Below are 21,125 nucleotides of genomic sequence, written 5' to 3' on the forward strand. Positions count from 1 at the left end.
ACTTCCTCGATCAGTGGCCCCAGGTCCACGAGCCCCAAGGCGAGCCTGACACTCCGCAGACTCCAGCCGGGACCTTCGACAGCGCTCCATTTGGAGGCCGGAGCAGGCCACGAAACGGCCCTGGGTGGGGCGTTCACGAGTAGGGCCGGCCTGGGACAGAAGAGAGGTGCCTGAAAGACGCCTGGCTGTGTCCCGCTTCCAACCGCAACCCGGCCGTGCGGAGGATGTGGCGGCGCTGCGACCTGGTCACGCCCAAGAGCGCCTATGCCCCGGCCTCACTCAAGCAGTGAGCGCTCACCTTCGCACCCCGCAAAATGTCCGAACGGGCTCAAGCGGTCGGTCAGGAAGGCGACGATCTCGTCCCTGGCCTTGAGCGTGGGATGTCCTTCCTCATCGACGAGGTGGGCGGTGACAACGCTGTGGGGGGTCCCGACCACGTCGGCGAAGAACGGTGGCGGGCTGGTGTTCGCGGAACTGCCCGGAAGAACACGACCGTCGAAGGCGACGCCGAGGAGTGCCCGGTAGGCGGCGAAGCGCCGGCCGGTGCACCAGCGGTCGTCGTCGAAGCGGTAGGCGAGAACCTTCAGCCCGTCGCGCGTGATGCGGTCTCGGACCGCGTGCGCGTCCTCGTCGCTGATCTCGAGTCCGGCAGGGTCGTCCAGCGGCAGTGACGGGTGGTTGACCACCGGCGCGATGACAGCCGGCTCAAGCGCCATGGTGAGAGCGAAGTTGCCGGTGAAGCACAGCCCGATCGCGCCGACTCCCGGACCGCCGCATTCGGTGTGGGCTTGGCGCGCGAGCCCACGTAGCCATGCCGTGACGGGGCTGGTCCCGCCCCCGGCGAACGCGCGGAACTCGGCACTGACACACGCGCGGCGGACGACCTCCGTACCACCCTCGACCGTGGGGTAGGCACCGTCGATCCCGAAGAGTGAGGGGACATAGACGGTGAAGCCCGCATCCCGCGAGCGCGGCGACCCGTGCGGGGAAGGCGGCGCGCCACCGTGCTCACCGGCTCCTTCTCCGACGAGATCTTCGGCGGATACCCGTGGTTCCACGACCCCGAGGTGCTGGCCACGGACGCGTTCCCCTGGCAGGGCAGCGCGCCCCGGGTCTGGACCAGTCTCAGCCCCGACTACATCGAGCGGGTGAACCCGGCCGGCGTCGAGCGGGAGCGCTACCACGCCCTTCTGGAGAAGGTCCCCAGCTGGCGACCGAGTCCGATGACTGTCACGGGTGTACCGGTTTTGCTGTTCATGGCAGCATCGTCAACGTTGATACCGATGTGAAGGTCAAGTGAGGGTTCGATGCTGATCGGGGAACTGAGCCGTCGGACGGGCGTGAACGCCCATCAGTTGCGCTACTACGAGGCCCAGGGTCTGCTGGAGGCAGACCGGGGCGCGAACGGTTACCGCGAGTACGACGAGAGCGCCGTGCTGCGGGTGAAGCAGATCCGGCATCTGCTTGGTGCCGGTTTGTCCTCTGAGGACATCGCGTACCTGCTGCCCTGTGCGATCGGAGAGGCCCCGGAGCTGCTCGGATGTCCCGAGTTGCTGGCCGCGATGCGATCACGGCTGCAGCGACTGGACGAGCAGATGGACAGGCTCGCTCAATCCCGCGACGCCCTTGCCGCCTACATTGATGCGGCCGATCGAATGGCCGGCGAGAGCTACCCACCCTTTGACGATGCCGACCAGGAGCGCGTGTCCGCCTGAGCGATCTGTTGGGTTCTCGGCCGGCTCCGGCCTTCCCGGACACCCGCGCTGCGGTCGAATGGCACGGACCAGGGGTGGAGTGAGGACTGAGAAGATCGCTTCCCGGCGTGCCTGTGATCGTTTCCCGGGCTCGGAGGCACTTTCCAGGCTCGCCCGGCGATTCTGTGGCGTCTCCCATCGAGCGGCACAACGTCGATCAGGAACGTCGGTGCTCGCCGGTGGCGTGACATCCGCCCCGTCGAACACAGCTACCGCCGGGCCCTTGATCTTTCACATGCTGTGAAGATCCCGGCTTTTGCGGTTGAGTCTCCCCTGAGAGGAGACGGCAGAGTGTGCGCATGGACGGCGACGTGCTGCTGACGATCGGAGACCTGGCCCGGCGCACCGGGCTCACGGTGAAAGCCATCAGGTTCTACTCCGACCGCGGGCTCGTACCGCCCACCACCCGCAGTCCCGCTGGTTACCGGTTGTACGACGTCGGCGCGCTGGTCCGGCTGGAGTTCGTGCGCGCGCTGCGCGAGCTGGGGATCGATCTGGCCACTGTGCAGCGCCTGCTGGAACGCGATCTTCCGGTGGCGCAGGTCGCCGAGGAGTACGCCGAGGCGCTGGACGTGCAGATCCGCATCATGCGGCTGCGCCGAGCCGTGCTACGCGCGGTGGCCAGACGGGGATCGACGTTAGAGGAGACGGAACTCATGCACAGGCTCGCCAAACTCTCCAACGAGGAACGCCACCGCCTCGTCACCGACTTCATCGACGAGGTCTTGGGCGATCTCGACGCCAATCCCGAGTGGGTCGCGATGATGCGCTCGGCCATGCCGGACCTGCCCGACGACCCTGATGCCGCGCAGGTGGACGCCTGGGTGGAGCTGGCCGAACTGGTTCAGGACCCGCAGTTCCGCGCGGCGGTCCGCCGGCTGGCCGAATACCAGGCGGCCGAACGCGCCCAGGGCGACACCACGGGGCTGCACCACGAGCTCACCGAGGAGGTCCGCGACCGCGTCGGCGCGGCGCTGGCCGCGGGCGTGGACCCCGCCTCGCCGCAGGCGGCCGCCATCGTCGGCGCCCTCGCCACCCGATACGCGCAGACCTTCGGCCGCGACAACGACGCCCACCTGCGGGACTGGATGCTGGACCGCCTGCAGGCGGCCGACGAACCGTTCGCCGAGCGTTACCTGCAGCTGCTCGCGGTGATCAATGGCTGGCCGGTGCCGCCGAGCATGGCGCCGCTGTTCAACTGGTTCATTCAGGCCCTGCGTGCGGGTCGGTGAGGTCGCTCTCCGCCTTGGATGCCGCCAGTATCCGCTCACGACGACGGCAGCGTAGGCGATATCCCGACGGCAGGCGCGTCGAGCCATCGGCTCAGCGCGGCTGCAGCCTCGGCGAGTCGTCGGCGCGCGTTCGCCAGGGCAGTGCGGTTCCTGCCTGCTGTCGGAAGGCGGCGCAGTTGTTCGCCGAGTCATCGATGAGCAGCGCGTCGTGGAAGGTCATGCCGTTCCGACTCAGGCCAAGGCCCGAAGATGTGACGGGACCTTCGCTCTCGAGTACCGCGATGTCGCTGGAACAGATGATGCCGGCGCAGGCGCAGGCCCACCGGGTCGGGCGCCGGGTCTTGCGTACCCGCCTGAAAGCGCTGGAGGAGGCCGTCGCGGTACGGAAGGGCAGCGAAGAAGATCGCTTCCCAGCTCAGAGGTGATCGTTTCCCAGGGGTGGCTCCGGGTTGCCGGGCACGCTCGAGCGCCTCGACCTTCCTCGGCGGACCCACTGCCCCCTCCGCTGCGAGCCCTCACCGGACCAGGGGCTGAGGCCGCACCGGGACACCACGGCGTCGGAATAGACAATTTCCGACGTTGCCAGCACCCGCCGAGAGTGCAACGATCCCCTGAATCGGCCTGCTGCCCCACGTCTTCGACCCTTTCACCAAAGGGGACGCCGCCCGTACGCGGAGCGACGGCAGCGGGCTGGGCCTGGCGATCGCCGCCGAGAACGCGCGCCTGCACGGCGGCAGCCTCACCGGGCCAACGCCCCGCACGGCGGCGCCGTCCTGACCCTCACCCTGCCCCGCCCCTGAGCGCCAGTCGCCCTGCCTCGCTTCTGAGCGTCAGTCGCCTCCCCCGCAGCCGCCACAGCTACCACAGCCGCCGCCGACCGAACCGCCGCCGCAGCCACCGCCGCCGGAGCCATACGAGCCGGTTCGCTTGTTCCGTCTGCCGGAGATCTCGGCCTCCAGCTCGGGGTTGTTCAGCTGGCCGAGTCCGTACAGCGCGATCGCGGCGGTCCCTCCGGCGGCGCCCCGAGGGGTGTTCCGCCGGGCCGCGTTCAGGGTTTCCTGGCCGGCAGGGGTGCACGTCACTCCGAGCCGTCTCCCGTACCGCCAGAGAGCGATCCGCGCGATCGTCAGCGTGATCACGATGATGCCCACGGCGAGCATCGGCAGCTCCCACGGCAGGTTCATCGCCAGCATGGTGAACAACATGACCAATATCCCCATGAACCCGGTCCAGAACAGCACCGACAGGATGTCGAACCACCGGTGGGCCCGGTCGAAGGCGTCGACCCGGTAGATCATCCCCATCTCGACGAGGCGATGTCCGATGGCGTCCATCACCGTCACGCTGGTCACGTGCTTCACATCGACCATGGCCGTCCCGTAACGGCTGTTGACGAAGCGGAGAACCTGCTTTTCGAGGGGGTCGCTCGGGGTGGACGCCGGACGGACCCGGTGCACGCGGCCGCCACGGGACACGCGTATCCTGCCCGTCCTGGCCAGCTCCGCGATCACCGTGTCCACTGCGTTTCTCATGCCTCCGTCCAGGTAGGCCAGCTCGTACGGGCCGAGTTCGCGCGGGCGGAAGCCGGAGACGGCCGCGTGGACGGCGGCGAGCTCGCGTCCGAGCGCGATGGCGGTGGCCACGACGAGAGGGACCAGGGCGGCTGAGCAGGTGAGCATGATCAGGCCCATCAAGCGACCTCCATCCGTATCCCGCTCGGACGCTAGCAGACGATGATCGGGAAGGGTCCCGGCCTGCGGCGCTGGGCGGGATCAGGGCAGCGGTCGGCCGGGCAGCGATAACGGCAGGAATCAGGCGCTCCAGCAGGTGGCGATGCAACCTGCTCGGGTCATCGCCCAACGGGCCCTTACACCCGGCCCGGTGTCGCTCCGTTCTGAGCGTTGACGATGCAGGGCCGGTGAGGTCAGCGTCAGGCATCGAAGGGGCCCTCGTGGGGTATCCAATTGTGTGACCCTGATACGTGATGACCCGATTGACCAGATGATCGCGCAGAGAACGGAACGCGGACGAGAGCTGAAGACGAACACCATGACCCGTCCATGGATGTGGTCGGGTGTCGTCGGTTGCAGACCATTGAGGACGAGAATCGCACACGCGCCTACTCCGATGTGACCCACCGCGGCACGGGCTTCGTCGCGGTCGCCGGCTAGGGACACGCCTTTCTGTACGGCAGCGTGGGTACGATCACCCGCCACTGGGCCGCGCTCAGCCCGCCCGCCTTCGCGCACACCACCGCCGCCAACGCCTCCCCGCCCACGGCGTGCCGCCTGACCGCGCCGTTGCCGTCCACGGTCAGCACCGCCGACCCGTCGCCGGTGAACGCCACGTCTAGCGGCTGCCCGATCTCCGGGTCCTGCCCGCCGCCCTGGTCGAGCAGCGCGCCCAGATCCGTGCCCGACATCACGTCGACCAGCCGCACCTTTCCCCCCACCTGAAGGCTGGCGAGCAGGTCCTCGCGCGGCGAGTAGGCGGCGGGGTCGCCGAACCCACGCGCGGTGGCGAGCCTGCGGCGCGTGGCCACGTCCCAGACCGTCATCCGTCGCCGCGCGTCGAGCACCACGACCGCCTTGCCGGAGCGGGTGAAATACGCGCGCACCCCCTCGGCGTCCCTGCCGCCGCCGCCGAACGCCGGCCCCAACGCCTTGCCTGCGGCCGTCTCCAGCAGGTGAATGCGGTCGCCCGCCACCACCAGCGTCCGCCCGTCGGAGGAGAAGGCCGCGTACTTCGCCGCGCCCGCCTCGGCCGACCACATGCGCCGCCTGGTCTGCCGGTCCCACAGCTCGACCCCGCCCTTCTCGGTGACCACGACCAGCCTGGCGCCGTCGGGAGAGAAGGCCACCTGCACGGCGGACGTGCGCAGCGTGCCCTGGACGGCGGCCGAGGCGGTGTCCACGATCCGCACCCCGGGCCCGAACGTGGCGACGAAACGGGAATCCGGGCTGAATACCGCGTACTCCGCCTCCGGCAACGCGCCGACCTTCCTCCCGCCGACGGCCGACAGCTCGCCGTCGCGGACCACGAGCCGCCCGTCGCCGCTCAGCGCCGCCGTGCCCACAAGGTGATCGTCGTCCTCGGTGGTCAGGTCGGCCAGGTCCACCGAGAAAACCTGGTCGCCCAGCAGGTAGCGGAACGTGCTTCCGTCGAAGGCCCCCTGCACCGCCTCATCAAATTCCCCCCGTACCTGGACCGTGGTGAGCAGTTGCGTGTCCGACCTGCGCCAGAACTGGATGGACCGCGATGCCACCGTCGCGACGAGGCCGGCGCCGAACACGGCCGCGCCACCGTTCCAGGTGCCCTGGGTGCCGGCGCCGTCCTTGTCGCCGATGAAGTCCTTCGCCCCGGTCCTCATGTTGGTCAGCTCCAGCTGGTGACCGCGCCGTGCGGCCCGCCAGACCCCGTCCCGGCTGAATGTGCCCGCGGGGGCGGGCCCGAGCGCCTTGGCGGCGCCGGTTCGCAGGTCCCAGCGGGTACGCCGGTCAGCCTCCTGGAGCAGGACGGAATCGTCCCGCTCGAACGCCACATCGACCCACTCGTTCGTGAAATCCTTGGCAGTGGGGAAGACGTAGTCGCTGATCGGCCTGCCGCTGACGAGGTCCACCGCGGATGCGCGCCTGGCCGTCACGGTCACCAGCACCTTGCCCGACGGGCTCAGCGTCACGCTGTCCATCGGCTCGGCCGGCCGGGCACCGCGTGTCCGCAGGAGCCGGCCGTTGCGCACGTCCCACACGCGCGTCGCGGTGGAATCGGCGCTGATCAGCGTCCGGCCGTCGGCGCCGAGCGTGCGTACCGTGTCGCCCGCGCTCGACGGGTCGCGGAACATCGCCGTCTCGCGCTGCGCCAGCGAGGCCACCAGGGCCGCCCTGGTGGCCGGCGTGCGGTCCAGCCGCCAGGCCGCCAGGCTCGCCAGCATCGCCTGGCGAGGGTCGCTCCCGCGGGTCGTGGTCGCCACCCCCGCGAGCCTGGCCGCCTCCGACCTGGTCAGCTGCCCGGCGATCTGCTCGGCCCGGTCGTCGGCCACCGCGCTCTGCTGTACGGCCAGCCCGCCGGCCACCAGCGCGATCACCAGCAGCCCGCCCAGGCTCAGCGAGGTCAGCCGGGCCCGCCTGGCCTTGTGCCTGGTCAGGGTGGCCGCCGCGGACAGGAAGTCGCGTTCGGTGGGCGACAGGGTGATGTCGCGGCGGGCGGTGGCCGCCCACTCCAACGCGTTGTCCAGGTTGCTGCCCTGGAACAGGTCGCCGTCCCGGCGTCCCGCCGTCTCCCAGCGTCGCGCCGCGGCGAGGATCTGCCGGTGTACGGCCAGGCCGTCGCGGTTGGTCTCGATCCACCGGCGGTACCGCGGCCAGGCCTGGGGCAGGGCCGGCCTGGCCAGCCGTACGCCGCCGTCCTGCCTGGCCAGGAGGTAGCCGAACACGGCGAGGATCCTGCGCACGGCGGCCACCTCGTGCGGCGCCCGCCCCTCGACGAGCTCGGCCAGCTCGGCGTGCCGGGCCGACAGCTCGCCCGCCTCGTCCACCGTCACCAGCCGCAGGAACACCTCGGGGACCAGCTCGCGCTCGGCCGGATCGAGCATCGTGTACGCCTGCTCGGCCAGCGTGCCGAGCGCGGGATCGTGCCCCTGCGCGCCGATCCCGGCGGCCCGGTGACCGCCCTGGGCGAGCAGGCGGGCGGTGTCGAGGTCGCCGTCGCCGCTGACCAGCGCCAGCAGCAGCTCGCGGGCGGTCGGCCGCTGGGCCGGCTCCTTGGCCAGTGCCGAGGAGACCAACCGGCGCAGCGTGCTGGGCAGCACGGACAGGTCGGGGGTGGCCGACAACACCTGGTGCATGACGCTTCCCAGGTTCTCGGCGTGGAACGGATCACGGCCGGTGGCGGCGAAGACGATGACGGCTCCCCAGGCGAACACGTCCGCCGAGGCGTCCGCTCGCTGGCCGATGAACACCTCAGGGGCCATGTAGGTGGGCGTGCCGCTCACCACGCCGGTCGCGGTGAGCGACATCTCGGCGGTCCTGGAGATGCCGAAGTCGATCACGCGGGGGCCGTCCGGGCCCAGCAGCACGTTGTCGGGCTTGAGGTCGCGGTGGATCACCCCGGCGTCGTGGATGGCGGTCAGCGCCGTCGCGATGGCGGTGGCCAGGCGGTGCAGGTCGTCACCCGCGAAGATCCTGCCCGCCGTGCGCAGGCTCGGGCCTTCCACGTACTCGCTGACGATGTAGGGACGCGGGCCCTCCAGCTTGGCCTCGATGATCGGCGCGGTGCAGAACGAGGCCACCCGCTGGGCGGCCGCCGCCTCCCGGCCGAGCTGGGCCACCTGATCGCCGTACAGCACCTTGATCGCCACCCGGCGGCCGTCCTCGCCATATGCCTCGTACACCACTCCCTGGCCGCCGGCGCCGAGCCGCCCGGCCAGCCAGTAACGACCGAGCCGCTGAGGGTCTCCTTCGATCAACACGCTCGGTTTGATGCACTCATCACCGACGAAGTTGCCGATCCCTTCTCGATCCGGACGCATCCAACCCTGGCATGAACAAGATTCAGAAGCTTGCCGCCCTGGCCGTGCTCCCTGTTGCCGCGTCTGTCGTGGCCTTCCCCGCACAGGCGGCGGCGCGGCCGAGCTGTCCCGTCCCCTCCAAGGCAGACATTCTGCGGTCGTCAGCTGCCAAGGTCGACAAGCCGGCGAGAGGCGCGGCAGCGATCAAAGGAGTTCGCGTCAACCACATCCCGAAGGGGTTCACGTACGGGCAGGTCCTCGTCGACAGGCACGACGGCATCGCCGAGTACAGCTACCAGTGGTCCGACGACCGCGACGACATGAGCCGCCGGCGCCGGGCGCTGTGGGTCAGGGTGGTGTGCTGGCCGAAGGCGACCTCGTTGGCCCAGCTCAAGAACGCGCCGTTCCACATCGGGACCTTCTCCGGTGACACGACCACCACAAAGATCGGCGATCGCCAGGTGCTCCGCCAGCAGTGCGACGGCGCGCTTGGGGCCGGTGTGTACACGGGCTGGGTCGAGCGCGCGGGAGTCGTCGTCACCGTGATGGCGAGCCCGCCTCTCGTGCCAGGGTTGGCGGAGATCATCAAGGGCATCCGGCTCTGATCCTGCTCCTCGAGGTATCCGTCCTCACCCCTGGTTCTTCACCTCCGTCCGCACACTGTCTTGGGATCGACGCGTCAAGCATGTCCCGGGACAGGACATCGACGATCTCCACGAAACCCGTATGCTCCCGGACGGACCAGATTCGGGAACCTCAGAAACGACAAGATCCCGCCTGATCTCAATGATCAGACGGGACCCTGTCAACTTCAGTCCAGCCGTTTCAAGAACGGCCCCTGGTGGGGTGTTCACGAATAGCCCCGACCTGGGCCGGAAGAACGGTCGAGAAGATCGCTTCCCGGCGTAGCGCTGATCGTTTCCCAGAGTGCGGGAGCGGAGGCCAAGGTCCGCGCCTGTGCTCTGGGCTCCGTGCAGAGCCACCTGGCCCTGTACGGAAACGCCGAGGAAACACCGCCCTCGTTAGAACTTGTGGCTCGACAGCCGAGTATTCGAACTTGGAAGCGGGAGACTTCATGATTCTGCGTCGAGCGACGTTCACTGGCGCAGCCTCGCTGGCGTGCGCGGCGCTGGTCTTGAGCGCGGCCCCGCCCGCCACCGCCTCGACAGCTGCCGCCCCCGTCAAGGTCGGGGATGTGCAGAAGGCGATGGAAGACTTGGTGAAGACGGGCCACGTGGTGGGAGCCATCGGCGAGGTGTACGTGGACGGCAAGCGGGTCGGGAAGGGCTCAGCCGGCTCCCGCCTGCTCGACGGCAAGGGCGGCGCGATCCCGGCGAGCGCCCGCTACTGGATCGGCTCGCAGACCAAGGCCATGACCGCCACCGCGGTCCTGCAACTGGTCAGGGAAGGCAAGCTGAGCGTGGACGACAAACTTAGCGAGGTCCTGCCCGAGGTGGCGGAGAAGGACCTGGTGGAGCGGGCCGACGAGATCACGGTACGCAACCTGATCCAGCTGACCTCGGGCATCCCTGACTACATCGGCCCGGACACCTCCGACCCCACGCGTAACTATCGCCCGACCGACCTGCTGGCGGCCTCACGCAAGAACGCCCGGCCCGTGGAAGTCGGGACCTTCAACTACTCCAACAGCAACTACATCCTGCTCGGCATGATCATCGAGAAACTGTCCGGAAGATCACTGGCGGCCGAACTCAACCGCAGGCTCTTCGCCCCGCTCGGCATGCGCCATACCTACCTGCCCACGAAGGCGGGCCAGGGTATCAAGGGCCCGCACGGGCACGGCTACGCCCCGGACGAGACGGGCACGATGCGCGATGTCGACAAGATGATGAACGCCACCAGCATGCTCGGTGCCGGCGGCGTGATCTCCACCACGCGCGAGATGAGCGTCTTCCAGCGCGCCTTCCGCCAGAACAAGCTCCTGCCGGCGTCCCTGAGCAAGCTGATCACCGACCCGCCGCCCAGCCAGACGCCGCCGCCTGCGGGCGGCCCGTGCGCCGGCAACCCCGAGTTCGCCGCCGGGGGCGGAGGCAGCGCCCCCGGCTTCACCGCCGCGACCATCACCTCCTCCGACGGCCGTCTGCAGTTCGCCGTATCCCTGACCCTGGCCATGGACAACGACGAGCGCAGCACCGTACCGTCGCGCATCACCAACGCCCTCAAATCGCTGTTCTGCCCCGCGAAGTGATCACTCCAGCCGCACAAGGCGAGCGTGATCAGATCATGATCGCCAAGTGCGGCTGGAGAATTGAGAACCTGTGGGCAGTCGTGGCACATACGCGGCACGGCTCTGCGACGCCGGATAACCGAAAGGGCCCTTTCACGCACGTCAGCAGCGGAGCGGCTCCAAGATCCGGGGGCGTTCCTTTCGAAACGATCGGCTCAGCCTACGAGAGCGGCGCAGTTCCGGCTGGGTGAGATACAAGTGACGGCCGACCGGACGGTCGCGCGCCCGTACGCCACCCAGCCGTCCGGCCCCGGGTCGACTTCACCGCCAGCCTGCTTCCACTCGCCGGCCCACATCGCGTGGCCTACTGCACGGCCGCCGATCTCCCCGCCTTCGCGCGCACCCTGTGGGACGGCACGCTACCCACCCCCGCCTACGTCTCCATCCCCGATGGCAAGATGATCCGCGCCATGTGAGTACGGCGAAGCCACGCGCCTGGCCGCCGCGCACCACCCGAGCCCGCATCCGGCTGCTGACCAGCGTGCTTGTCGACCTCTGCGCGCCAACCACGCCCTGTTCGCCAAGACGTCGCCACGCTGGACCAGCTCGCCGGGCCCGGCCGCCTGCAGCTGAGACTCGCCCCGGGAGTCCGGCAGGACGACTTCGAGCTAGACGCGTGTCAATGGGTGTGATGGCCGCCGGTAGCCGGCCGCCGTCATGGCTTGACGGTAGGCGCGCAGGGCCGCCGTGGTATCACCGCGTTCCTCGTGCAGATCGGCCAGCCGGTTCCATAGGCTGACGACGGCGCGCCCCGGAGTCGCGCGTTCCAGCACGCGTTCTCCTTCGGCCAAGGCGGCGGCGGCCTGTCGCGCATCGTCTGCCGCAAGGTGAACCATGCCGAGGGCGATCGCAGCTTCGGCTTCGGCTGTAGGGGCCGCGTCAGCGGTGAGCCTCGATCGGGCGGCCTGCGCCCAGCGCAACGCCTCATCAAGGTCGCCGAGTCGTACCGCGGCGCGAGCCAGGTACGTCTCGCACTCGCTGATCTCCGCCGGGCTGGCCAGCTGCGTGAGGCGCTCATGCGCATCGAGGAGGAACTCGCGGGCTTGTCCCGGGTCGGCGGGTTCGCCGTCCAAGAGCAGTTCGCCATAGAAGGTGCGCAGCACGGCAAGGTTCCGCTGATGGTCGGTTTCGCCGAACAGGGCCAGGGCGCGGTCGGCGAAGGCTTTGGCGTCGGCGCCCCGGCCCTGGTAGTGAGCGGTGACGGCAGCGTTCCAGTAGGCCGAGCCTCTGGCCAGCGGGCTGCCCGTGCTGTCGGAGATCTCGATGAGGCGTCGCAGCAGCCTGGCGGCACGCACCAGGTCGCCCCGGTGGATGTAGACACCCGCCAGGGTGACGCCCAGCCGAACCGAGCTGTCGCTCCATTCCACGCCCAGGTCCTCGAATGTGGCCATCGCCCGTTCCCCGAGGTCGGCGGCGTAGCCGTAGTCGCCCAGGTCTCGGCTGCAGCGCAGCAGGTCGGTGGCTCGTTCGGCCCATAGCGCGGTGCCCGGCTCGGCGGCCTTCCACAGGGCTTCGTAGACGGCGAAGGCCTGCTCGGTGCGGCCCAGCAACTCCAGCGCCCGGGCCCGGCCGAGCTCTGCGCGCGGGTGGTACGGGGGCGGCCCGGACCGCGAGATCTCCTCGAACTCGCTCAGAGCGGCTTCGGCGGTGGCGTGCTCAAGCGCCAGTTCGGCAAAGGAGAGCCGGCGCTCGGTCTCCTGCCACAGATCGGGCTGCCGTCCGGTGGCGAGGTGGCCGGGCGTGGTGCCGAGCCGTTCGGCCAGGTACCGCAGTACGTCGGGCGACGGACGCCGCCGGCCCGACTCGATCAAGGACAAATAGCCGGCCGACAGCAGGCCGGGCTTGACCAGTTCCGCCTGCGAGAGCCCCTGCTCCTGGCGCAGTTCCCGGATGCGCTTCCCGACCGCCTCGTCCGTCATGACCGGCATCCTATCAGGTGTAATTCACAAATTTACATTTGATAACACAGTACATTACAGTTGCCTCGCCCCCGCACCGGGAGGCTGCACATCTACGAAAGGCACCTTGGCCATGACGACTCAAGACACCAAGATCGAAGCCATCGGCAGGTTCTTCGCCGCGTACGCCGCCAACGACCGGGCGGGCATCCGCGAGGTGCTGGCCGACGACATCGAGTGGACGATCCCTGGACACCACCCTCTGTCGGGCGTCAAGCGCGGAGCGGAGGAGGTCGTCGCGTTCTTCACCCAGCTGGGTAAGGCCGGCTTCCAGGCCGATCCGTTGTTCCTGGAGGCCAACGAGGAGTACGTCGTGGACATCCACCGCGGCTGGACCACCGAGGGCATCGGCAAGGTCGACACCCTGTGGGCACTCGTGTGGCACTTCAACGCCGACGGAGAGGTCGACCGGGTGGTCAACCTCTCCGCCAACCAGCACCAGATGGACGCCTTCATCTGGGACAACTTCCAGCTGGCCCCGCTCCCCGACCGCCTGGCCTGAGTCAGTGCGGGGCCTCCGGAGGCCCCGCCGATGGGGCGCAGGGCCACGCTCTGCGTTGTCATGGTGATCTCCCGGTTCTGGGCTGTCCCTGGCGGGCGGCCCCTCGGCGCCGATGCACCCCCGCCTGCGGTGGTCACCCTGGAAGTGTTCGGGTCAGAATGCGTTGGGGCCGAAGCGGCCCCAGGCGTCCCCTTGAGGGGGCGACATCCCGCCGAGCGCGGGGAATGCACTGCCTCCAGAAGCAGGATGATCTCGTTTGCCACCGCCGGGAGTCGCCGGGGCCGCATTCGATGATCACCTAGGGTTGTGGGTGTTGAGCATCGTCCACAGCGCTCATCGTGCTCGGGTGCCCGCTTCCCCGGCCGACCCGGGGAAGCCCATGGTGCCGCGAGGTCTGTACTTCGTCGCCGCGGGATGGGCCGCCCTGCTCAATGGATGGGCGTTCGCGGTCGTTCTCGAGGCGGCGAGCTGGACGAGATTCCCGCAGGTGAGACCGCTTCGGTGATGATCGGGGGCGAGGAACCAGCGGACAGCCGTTGGCGCTGAGAAGGATCTTGATTGCGGCTGGCCAGCGGATGCGGGCGCGCTCTTCGAGTGCGCGGGGCGCGTTCTTGGGGAGGTCTTCCCGGCCGATGTTGGCCTTGCCCAGGCCCCGGGCGGGTGCAGAAGTCGTCCAGCGCGGTGAGGGCGGAGTTGACGTACACGCTGCCGCGTTTGGCGGGGCCGTCGCGCAGCAGCCACATCCGGTAGTCGCGCACGGCCCAGTCACGCGCCTGGCGGTCCGTCAGAGGATCGGAGGTGTAGGTGGGCGGCGTGGTCGGCCAGGCCAGGAACATGCGCACGCGGGAGCGGTAGGTGCGCCGGGTCTCGGCCGACAGCGGCGCGCGTTCCAGCGCGGCGGCGTACTCGCCGAGGACGGTGTCGTAGGCGGCAGGGAGCCCGGTGGGGCGAGCGCCCGGACCGCGCTTCGTAATCTCGGAAGCGGATCCGGGCTCCTGTGATGCCGCGCTGCGCGTCATCTCGGAAGTCACATCTTGGATGTGTACTGCCGGAATGACGTCTAATCTCGGAAGTACATCTGCTCCGAGCGGAGGGCCATCAAGCTGGAGTACATCCAGACCGGTGGGTCGTGTCGAGGAAGGCGCGGAGCAGGCGGGCCAGGTCGCGCTGGTCCTCGGCGGACATGCCGCTGAAGATGTCCTCGCTGATCTGCTGTTGCAGGTCGGCGATGTGGTCGATCGCGCTCAGCCCGACGTCGGTGAGCGTGAGTCGGAAGGCCCGTCGGTCGCCGGGGTCCGGCCTCCTGGTGATCAGGCCGTCGGATTCCAGCGCGTCCACCAGTGGGGTGATCGCCCGTCCGCTGACGCCGAGCACGTCCGCTAGATCCCGCATACGGCTTCCCGGGCGGTCATGAAGGGTGGTCAGCAGGCGGACCTGGGCTGGCCAGAGCCCGTGCTCGCCGAACCTGGCTCTTCCCTGCTGCGCGAAAGCCCTGTGCGCGGCCACCAGCAACTCACCCAGTTCCGTCGCTGCACTTGACATTCGAGCGCGTTCCTCTCCACACTGACGACATGCTGAACTAGGTAACTATCTGAGGGTTCAGTAATTCTGATTCTACGGGAGGAATGTCATGGACAGGCCGCTGATCCTCGTCGCCGGGGCGACCGGCAACCAGGGCGGTGCCGTCGTGGACGCGCTGCTTGAACACTCGGACCAGTGGCGGGTGCGGGCGCTGACCCGAGATCCGTCGGGTGCCCCCGGCAAGGCGCTGGCGGCGCGGGGCGTAGAGATCGTCGCCGGAGACATGGCGGACAAGGAGTCGCTGAAGCAGGCACTGAAAGGCGCCTACGGCGTCTTCGGGGTGCAAAATTCCCGGACCGCCGGGCTGAAGGGGGAGGTCCAGCAGGGCATCACGCTGGTCGACGCGGCCAGGGCCGCAGGCGTCGAGCATTTCGTCTACGCCTCGGTGGGCGGGGCCGAACGTGTGCGCGGTATCCCGCACTTCGACACCAAGTGGGAGATCGAGCAACACCTGCGGGCCGCCGGACTGCCCGCGACAGTGCTGCGCCCGACCACATTCATGGACGTGTTCACCATGCGCGGTGCCTCCGTCGGGCTCGGCATGATGGCCGCCGCGCTCGGGCCGCGCAAATCCCTGCAGATGGTCGCAGTACGGGACATCGGCGTCTTCGCCCGGCTCGCATTTGAGCAGCCGGAGACGTACACCGGTCAGGCACTTGAGCTGGCCGGGGACCAGCTCACCGTGCCGGACATCGCCACCAGGCTCAAGGCCGCGGGCAGGCCGGGTCGCTATGCGCGCGTTCCAAGGGTGCTGCTGCGGGCGATGGGCAAGGAGGCGCGAATGCTGTTCTGGTTCGAAGACTCTGGATACAACGCCGACATCCCGGCCCTGCGCAAGCAGCACCCCGGCCTGCTCACGCTCAAAACCTGGCTCGCCCAGACCAGTGGGCTGAAGGCGGCATGATCCTGGTCACGGGGGCGACGGGCAACGTCGGGCGCGGCATCGTACGGCGCATGACCGCAGCGGGTCACAAGGTCAAGGCACTCACCCGCAACCCCGGCACGGTGTTCGACGGCGCGGACGTCGTGATCGGCGATCTCGACGAGCCTTCCACGCTGCCCCGCTGCCTGGAGGGCGTGGACAAGGCGTACGTGATGGGCCTGGGCCCGCGGACGGCCGAGCAGGTCGCCAATTTCGTGCACGCCGCCGAAGGCCTCCGGCACATCGTGCTGATGTCCTCGCTGAGCGTGGAACTCGAATGCGGCGGCGTCGTCGCCCGCTGGCATCGCGAGGCGGAGGACGTGGTGCGGAGATCCAGCATCCCATGGACGTTCCTGCGGCCCGGCGTGTTCACCTCCAACGCCCTGCAATGGGCGGCGTCGATCCGCGCCGAGGGCGTCGTCCGATCGGTGACGGGTGACACGCCTGTGGCGCCGATCCATCCGGACGACATTGCGGCGGTCGCGGTGGCGGTGCTGCTGGCAGGCAGGCATGAAGGGCGCGCGTACGCGCTGACCGGGCCGGAACGCACGACTCCTTCCGCCCAGACTCGCCTGCTCGGCGAGCTGCTGGAACGGCGGCTGACCTTCGAGGAGGTGTCAAGGGCGGCCGGGGTGCGCTCCATGAGGGCCTTCGGCATCTCAGCGGAGGAGGCCGAGGCGAGCGTGCAGTCGGCGCGCCAGGACGGCCTGTTCGGCACCCCGCTGCCCACCGTCCACGACCTGACCGGCCTGGCACCGCGCACCTTCCGCGACTGGGCGGTCGAGAACCTCGACGCCTTCAGGTGAGCAGGCGACAGAGGGCAGGCAGTCATGGCAGTTTCCACTTAGGGGCGTGGGCGTGTCGCCTGGTTGGTGTGTCCATCGCGCCGCATGGTCGTATTCCTGATCGTTGGGCAGGGACATGTGGACACCGCTGAAGGCGACCGGCGGTCGCTCGCCCACGCGACCTGCTGTGCGCAGGGAACGGCATGTGTCGTGCGTCCACAGGACCGTGAAGGCATCAGAGATGCGGCGAATCCTACGGACGAAGACCGACAATCGGGTCCGTCACTCGGCAACGTCCTCCCAGGCGCGGTACGTGACCAGGACGTTGCGGCGATGTAGGTGGCCGGCCAGGTCACGAAGGCCCGCTCGTACGAGATCCTGCGGGGGGTCGTAGCCGGCCAGGGCCATGAGCAGTGACTCGGACAGGCCGGTCGCGAACGGATCGGTGCATGCGGCGTAGGTCTCCTCCAGGCTCCGCCCGGCGTGCACCGCGGCGCGGACCTCCGCGTCCAGGCGTTCCGGGTAGGCGATCAGCTCGGCGACGGCGGCGGGGCCGTCTCCGACCGGTCCGTGGCCGGGCACGATCGTCTCCAGGTCGGGGAGCGTCGCCTGCATCCGGCGCAGCGACTCGACGTACGGGGCCGGGCCGCCCTGGTGCAGCATCGCCACCCCGCCATGGGAGACGAAGTTCCCGGTCCACGCGGTTCTGGCGGACGGCGCGTAGACCACGGTGTCGCCAGGGCCGTTGCCCGGCCCGAAGGCGTGGAGACGGACGATCTGGCGGCCGCCGAGATCGATCTCGCATGAGGAGTCGAAGACGAGGTCCGGTGTGCGCCAGGTGGTGACCGTGTCCAGGAGGGTGTCGTCGCCGTACATGCTCTCGGACCGGATGTCCTTTTCGCGCTGAAGGTCCTTCATGCTGCGCCCCGGCCAGCAGATGCGCGCGCGGGTCGGCCCAGCGCAGCGACGGCGAGGCGAACACATCCCGGATCGTCAGGGCCCGCAGCAGGTGCTCCAGCACGCACACCACGTACGCGTCCCGATCCACCGCACCCTGCGGCAGGTCCGGGTTGGCATACACCGTCCGCTTCCACGACGCGGTCACCAGCACGGCGTCGATCTCCTTGGGCAGCAGCGGCTTCTTGCTGACCTGCCGTCGTGACAGCTCCGGCAGCCGGCGCACCGCGGCCAGCACCCGGCGCCCGCCCGGTGCCGCCGACAGCGCCTTCGACTCGCCCAGCAGCCTCAGGAATGGGCGCACGGTGTGGTACTTCTCCACCAGCGCGGCCCGCATCGCCGCCTCGGCCGCGCCGTCCTCCTCGGGGACCAGTTCCTCCACCGCTTCCAGCGCCGCACGGACTTGTTCCTTGCTGGTGCCGGCGATCTTGGCGACTGCGGTCCACATCGCTGCCACATCGAGGTCTGCGCCCTCCTGGTCGACCAGGTCGAGCTGGTCGACCAGGACGCGGCCGGCCTTGGCCGCCAGCTTGGAGGCCCGCTCCAGCCGGGGCAGCATACGCAGGCGTTCGTCGGCGGACTTGCGGCGGGCCGGGCTGATCAACCTGGTGGCCATCAGCAGGGCGAACAGATCGAGAGCGTCGTCGATCGCCCCGGCCTCCAGGCTCCGGGTGACCACCAGCAGCGTCGCGGTCCGGCGAGGCTCGACCAGCCGGTCCAGGGCCGGCGCCTTGCTGCCCGCCCCGTACTTGGCCAGGGTCTTCATCCGCCGTACCGGCACCTTCGACACCGCAACCCGGCCCAGCTCGAAAGTGGCCAGGTTGTCCGCCCGCTGTAGCGCCCGCACCATCTCCGTGCCCGACGTGCGCTTGGGTGCCTGCCGTAGCTTCTCCAACTCCGAGATGCGCGATCCCTCCGGCACTACCAGCAGATTCGACAATGCGGCCGGCAGGTTCGGATCGGCACGGCGGACCTGCTTGGCCACTACGGTGTACATGCGGACATCGGCCCGTTCCCGCACGCTGCCCACCAGCCGTTCCCGCACCACGGTCACCCCTGGCAGCAGCACCCGATGCCGCCGCAGCCACGCCACCGACTGCTCGAACAGCGCCACCGGTCCCTCGGCGTGTGTCCAGGCTCGGCCGTGCAGGAAGGTCCGAAACTGGCGCGTCAGCTGCCGCTCGCTCCAGCTGCTGGTGTCATCAAAGGTGTGGTAACCGTAGGCGTCCCGGATCATCCACGCGTGCTCGTACGTCGTCTCGGGCCGCTCGGCGTACTTCTTGACCTGCGACGCGTCACCGATCCCCAGCTGCTCGGCCAGGAGCCGACGAGCTTGATCAGGCCCATGATGCACTTGGCGAGGCCCCTATGGGGGCACATCCGCGCCTGGTCCGGCGGCACCGCCCGGACCAGGGCGACAGGTCATCACCAAGGCACGGTGGCCAGTCTCAAGCTGGGTCAGACCCTGGCTTGTCGGGCATCCGGGCACTCATCCGGCACTCCGCCGTGGCCGTCGTCACGGCTGCCGGCCAGACCGCCGACCAGATGACCGTCCAGGCGACGGCCGGCGCGGCCGGACTGGACGTGGTACCAGCCCAGCGAGCCCGTGAGCCGCTCGGCCAGCCGCCTGTCGCCCAGGCGGAGCGCCGCCTCCAGTGCCTCGTGCAGGTTGGCGGCCTCGGCGTCGAGCCGCCGGACCCAGTGGTGCCGGCCGGGTCCCCGCTTGTACGCCTCCGCGCACTCGGCGAGCTGCGTGTAATACGTCGCGTACCACCGCAGGACGCGGTCGTGCTCGCCGGCCTCGTGCAGCCGCTCCAGCGCATACGCCGCCACGGACTCCAGCAACCGGTACCTGTCGCCCACCCGCACGACCAGCGACCGGTCCACCAGGCGCCCCAGCAGGTCCACCACCTCGGCCGGGTGGAGGTCGGGCGACCTGGCGGCCAGCGCCTCGGCGGCGAGCTCGGCGTCGCCCGGCGGCCCGCCCGGGATCGGCATGGGCACGGCGCAGACCCGTTCGGCGGACTCCAGCGTGCAGCCGCCAGCCTGGACGGACAGGCGGCGCAGCACGATGCGTTCCTGCTCGGTCAGCAGTTCCCAGCTCCAGTCGATCGCCGTCCTGAGGGTCCGCTGGTGCGCGGGACCGGCCCGGCGCCCGGCCGACAGCAGGCGGAAGCGGTCGTCGAGCCGCTCGGCCAGCACGCCCACGCTCAGCGACCGCACCCGGGCCGCGGCCAGCTCCAGGGCCAGCGGGATGCCGTCGAGGCGGCGGCAGATCGTCTGGACGGCCGCGGCGTCCGCGTCCGTCAGGGCGAAGCCCGGCTCGGCCTCGGCGGCGCGCACGGCGAACAGCCGCATCGCGGCGGCGGTGTCCAGGGGCGGGACCTGCCATACGACCTCGCCGGTGACGCCTAGTGGCTCCCTGCTTGTGGCGATGACCCGGGTCTGCGGGCCGGCGCGCAGCAGCAACTCGGTCAGCTTGGCCACCGGCTCGACGACGTGCTCGCAGTTGTCGAGCAGCAGCAGCGTCCGGCGGGTGCCGAGGGCGGCGGTGATCCGCTCCTCCGGGTCAGCCGCCCCGCCGTCGGCGCGCAGCCCGAGCGCCACCGAGACCGCCTCGGTCACCCCGGACGACGACCCCGAGGGCACTGCCGTCAGCTCCACCAGGTGCGCTCCGCCGGCGAACTCCCCGGCCAGGCGCCGCGCGGCCTCCAGCGCGAGCCGGCTCTTGCCCACGCCGCCAGTGCCGGTGAGCGTCACGAGCCTGGCCGTGCCGGGCAGGGCGAGCAGCCCGGCCAGGGCCTCGTCCCGGCCGACGAGCTCCGTGAGCGGCTCGGGCAGCCGGACGGGAACCGGCGCCGCGACGCCCGGCGGACGGCGCAGGCGGGGGCTCTGCTCCAGGATCGCCTGGTGCAGCGCGACGATCTCGGGGCCGGGGTCGAGGCCCAGCTCGTCACGCAGGCGTTCGCGCAGGGCGTGGAAGACCTCCAGCGCCTCCGCCTGCCGTCCGGACCGGTAGAGGGCACGCATGAGCAGGGCGTGGAAGCGTTCTCTCGTGGGGTGCTGGGCGGCCAGCTCGGCCAGCTCGCCGAGCTGCGAGGCGTCCTGGCCGAGGTCGAGCCGCACGTCGGCGTACTCTTCCAGGGCCATCAGCCGCTGCTCCTCCAGCCGGAGCGCGGCCCCATGCGTCGGCGCCTCACCCGCGGGGCCGCCGGAGTCGGCGAAGTCGGCGAAAGCCGGCCCGCGCCACCACGACAGGGCCTCGGCCAGCAGCGCGGCGCGCTCGCCCGGCTCGGCCGCGGCCCGGGATTGTTCGAGCGCCTCCTGGAAGCGGCGCGCGTCGGTGTCGCCGGTGACGAGGTAGCCGGGCTGCCGGGTGACGACCAGCTCCCTGGCCCCCGGCTCGGCCTCGTCGAGCGCGCGGCGCAGTTGCGACACCCTGGCCCGCAGCGCGCCCAGGGGATTGCCCGGCGGCTGCGGCCCCCACAGGGCCCGGATCAGGCGGTCGTCCGCGACGACCTGGCCGGGGTGGGCGAGCAGGCAGGCCAGGAGCGCCCGGACCTTGAGCTCGGGCACCCGCACGGCACGGCCGTCGTCCGTGGTCACCTCCAACGGGCCCAGTACGGCGAAGTGCATGAACCTCACCTTAAGCAGTTCCGAATCAGACCCGAACGTCCGGA

General features: G+C 69.9%; 17 protein-coding genes and 2 pseudogenes. 10 read left to right on the forward strand and 9 right to left on the reverse strand.

Features of this window, described 5'->3' with window-relative positions:
• Positions 1-275: 275 nt before the first annotated feature.
• Positions 276-716 (reverse strand): hypothetical protein, encoded by a 441-nt coding sequence (locus tag HD596_RS60260; RefSeq protein ID WP_221519227.1) that lies wholly within the window; start codon positions 714-716, stop codon positions 276-278.
• Between the two features lie 264 nt (positions 717-980).
• On the opposite strand from HD596_RS60260, the gene HD596_RS08300 reads away from it, so the two are divergent.
• The 5 genes and pseudogenes from HD596_RS08300 to HD596_RS65565 form a co-directional block, all read left to right on the forward strand.
• A complete protein-coding gene (locus tag HD596_RS08300) occupies positions 981-1,289 on the forward strand; it encodes an asparagine synthase-related protein (protein ID WP_221519228.1) in 309 nt (102 codons plus the stop codon).
• A gap of 18 nt (positions 1,290-1,307) precedes the next feature.
• Positions 1,308-1,715 (forward strand): MerR family transcriptional regulator, encoded by a 408-nt coding sequence (locus HD596_RS08305; RefSeq protein ID WP_185068705.1) that lies wholly within the window; start codon positions 1,308-1,310, stop codon positions 1,713-1,715.
• 338 nt (positions 1,716-2,053) lie between these two features.
• A complete protein-coding gene (locus HD596_RS08310; RefSeq protein WP_185068706.1) occupies positions 2,054-2,986 on the forward strand; it encodes a MerR family transcriptional regulator in 933 nt (310 codons plus the stop codon).
• A 281-nt stretch (positions 2,987-3,267) separates the two neighbouring features.
• Positions 3,268-3,411, forward strand: a complete 144-nt coding sequence (locus HD596_RS08315; protein WP_185068707.1) for a hypothetical protein — start codon at positions 3,268-3,270, stop codon at positions 3,409-3,411.
• 196 nt (positions 3,412-3,607) lie between these two features.
• Positions 3,608-3,786: pseudogene (locus HD596_RS65565) on the forward strand (ATP-binding protein); the annotation flags it as partial.
• A 30-nt stretch (positions 3,787-3,816) separates the two neighbouring features.
• Here HD596_RS65565 and HD596_RS08320 read toward each other — a convergent pair.
• Both HD596_RS08320 and HD596_RS08325 read right to left on the reverse strand, forming a co-directional pair.
• Positions 3,817-4,677 carry a TIGR04222 domain-containing membrane protein gene (locus HD596_RS08320; RefSeq protein ID WP_246555831.1) on the reverse strand — a complete coding sequence of 287 codons (861 nt, stop codon included), beginning with the start codon at positions 4,675-4,677 and terminating at the stop codon, positions 3,817-3,819.
• A 476-nt stretch (positions 4,678-5,153) separates the two neighbouring features.
• Positions 5,154-8,453: a WD40 repeat domain-containing serine/threonine protein kinase gene (locus HD596_RS08325; protein WP_185068709.1), complete on the reverse strand. Its 3,300-nt coding sequence runs from the start codon at positions 8,451-8,453 to the stop codon at positions 5,154-5,156.
• A 71-nt stretch (positions 8,454-8,524) separates the two neighbouring features.
• Between HD596_RS08325 and HD596_RS08330 the strand changes: the two genes are divergently transcribed.
• Together HD596_RS08330 and HD596_RS08335 are read left to right on the forward strand one after the other, a co-directional pair.
• Positions 8,525-9,097 (forward strand): hypothetical protein, encoded by a 573-nt coding sequence (locus HD596_RS08330; RefSeq protein ID WP_185068710.1) that lies wholly within the window; start codon positions 8,525-8,527, stop codon positions 9,095-9,097.
• A 470-nt stretch (positions 9,098-9,567) separates the two neighbouring features.
• Complete coding sequence (locus HD596_RS08335) at positions 9,568-10,701, forward strand: serine hydrolase domain-containing protein (RefSeq protein ID WP_185068711.1); 1,134 nt, start codon at positions 9,568-9,570, stop codon at positions 10,699-10,701.
• A 647-nt stretch (positions 10,702-11,348) separates the two neighbouring features.
• On the opposite strand, the gene HD596_RS08340 is transcribed toward HD596_RS08335, so the two are convergent.
• On the reverse strand, positions 11,349-12,659 hold the full coding sequence (locus HD596_RS08340) for a helix-turn-helix domain-containing protein (protein WP_185068712.1): 1,311 nt from the start codon (positions 12,657-12,659) through the stop codon (positions 11,349-11,351).
• 112 nt (positions 12,660-12,771) lie between these two features.
• Between HD596_RS08340 and HD596_RS08345 the strand changes: the two genes are divergently transcribed.
• Positions 12,772-13,200, forward strand: a complete 429-nt coding sequence (locus HD596_RS08345) for a nuclear transport factor 2 family protein (RefSeq protein ID WP_221519229.1) — start codon at positions 12,772-12,774, stop codon at positions 13,198-13,200.
• 428 nt (positions 13,201-13,628) lie between these two features.
• On the opposite strand, the gene HD596_RS08350 is transcribed toward HD596_RS08345, so the two are convergent.
• Positions 13,629-14,231, reverse strand: coding sequence for a site-specific integrase (locus tag HD596_RS08350; protein ID WP_185068713.1), 603 nt, complete (start codon positions 14,229-14,231; stop codon positions 13,629-13,631).
• A 67-nt stretch (positions 14,232-14,298) separates the two neighbouring features.
• Positions 14,299-14,742, reverse strand: a complete 444-nt coding sequence (locus tag HD596_RS08355) for a MarR family winged helix-turn-helix transcriptional regulator (protein WP_185068714.1) — start codon at positions 14,740-14,742, stop codon at positions 14,299-14,301.
• A gap of 88 nt (positions 14,743-14,830) precedes the next feature.
• Here HD596_RS08355 and HD596_RS08360 point away from each other — a divergent pair, with 88 nt between their 5' ends.
• On the forward strand, positions 14,831-15,685 hold the full coding sequence (locus HD596_RS08360; RefSeq protein WP_185068715.1) for an NmrA/HSCARG family protein: 855 nt from the start codon (positions 14,831-14,833) through the stop codon (positions 15,683-15,685).
• Positions 15,682-16,509, forward strand: a complete 828-nt coding sequence (locus HD596_RS08365; protein WP_185068716.1) for an SDR family oxidoreductase — start codon at positions 15,682-15,684, stop codon at positions 16,507-16,509. Before HD596_RS08360 ends, HD596_RS08365 begins: the two co-directional genes overlap by 4 nt.
• A 261-nt stretch (positions 16,510-16,770) precedes the next feature.
• On the opposite strand, the gene HD596_RS08370 is transcribed toward HD596_RS08365, so the two are convergent.
• From HD596_RS08370 to HD596_RS08380, 3 genes and pseudogenes are all read right to left on the reverse strand, one after another.
• Positions 16,771-17,406: an MBL fold metallo-hydrolase gene (locus HD596_RS08370; RefSeq protein ID WP_185079458.1), complete on the reverse strand. Its 636-nt coding sequence runs from the start codon at positions 17,404-17,406 to the stop codon at positions 16,771-16,773.
• A pseudogene (locus HD596_RS65570) lies at positions 17,360-18,799 on the reverse strand (DUF4158 domain-containing protein); the annotation flags it as partial. The gene HD596_RS08370 and the pseudogene HD596_RS65570, both read right to left, overlap by 47 nt.
• A gap of 104 nt (positions 18,800-18,903) precedes the next feature.
• Positions 18,904-21,081 carry an ATP-binding protein gene (locus HD596_RS08380; RefSeq protein WP_185068717.1) on the reverse strand — a complete coding sequence of 726 codons (2,178 nt, stop codon included), beginning with the start codon at positions 21,079-21,081 and terminating at the stop codon, positions 18,904-18,906.
• Between the last annotated feature and the right edge of the window lie 44 nt (positions 21,082-21,125).

This window comes from Nonomuraea jabiensis, assembly GCF_014204795.1.
GTDB classification, from domain to species: domain Bacteria; phylum Actinomycetota; class Actinomycetes; order Streptosporangiales; family Streptosporangiaceae; genus Nonomuraea; species Nonomuraea jabiensis.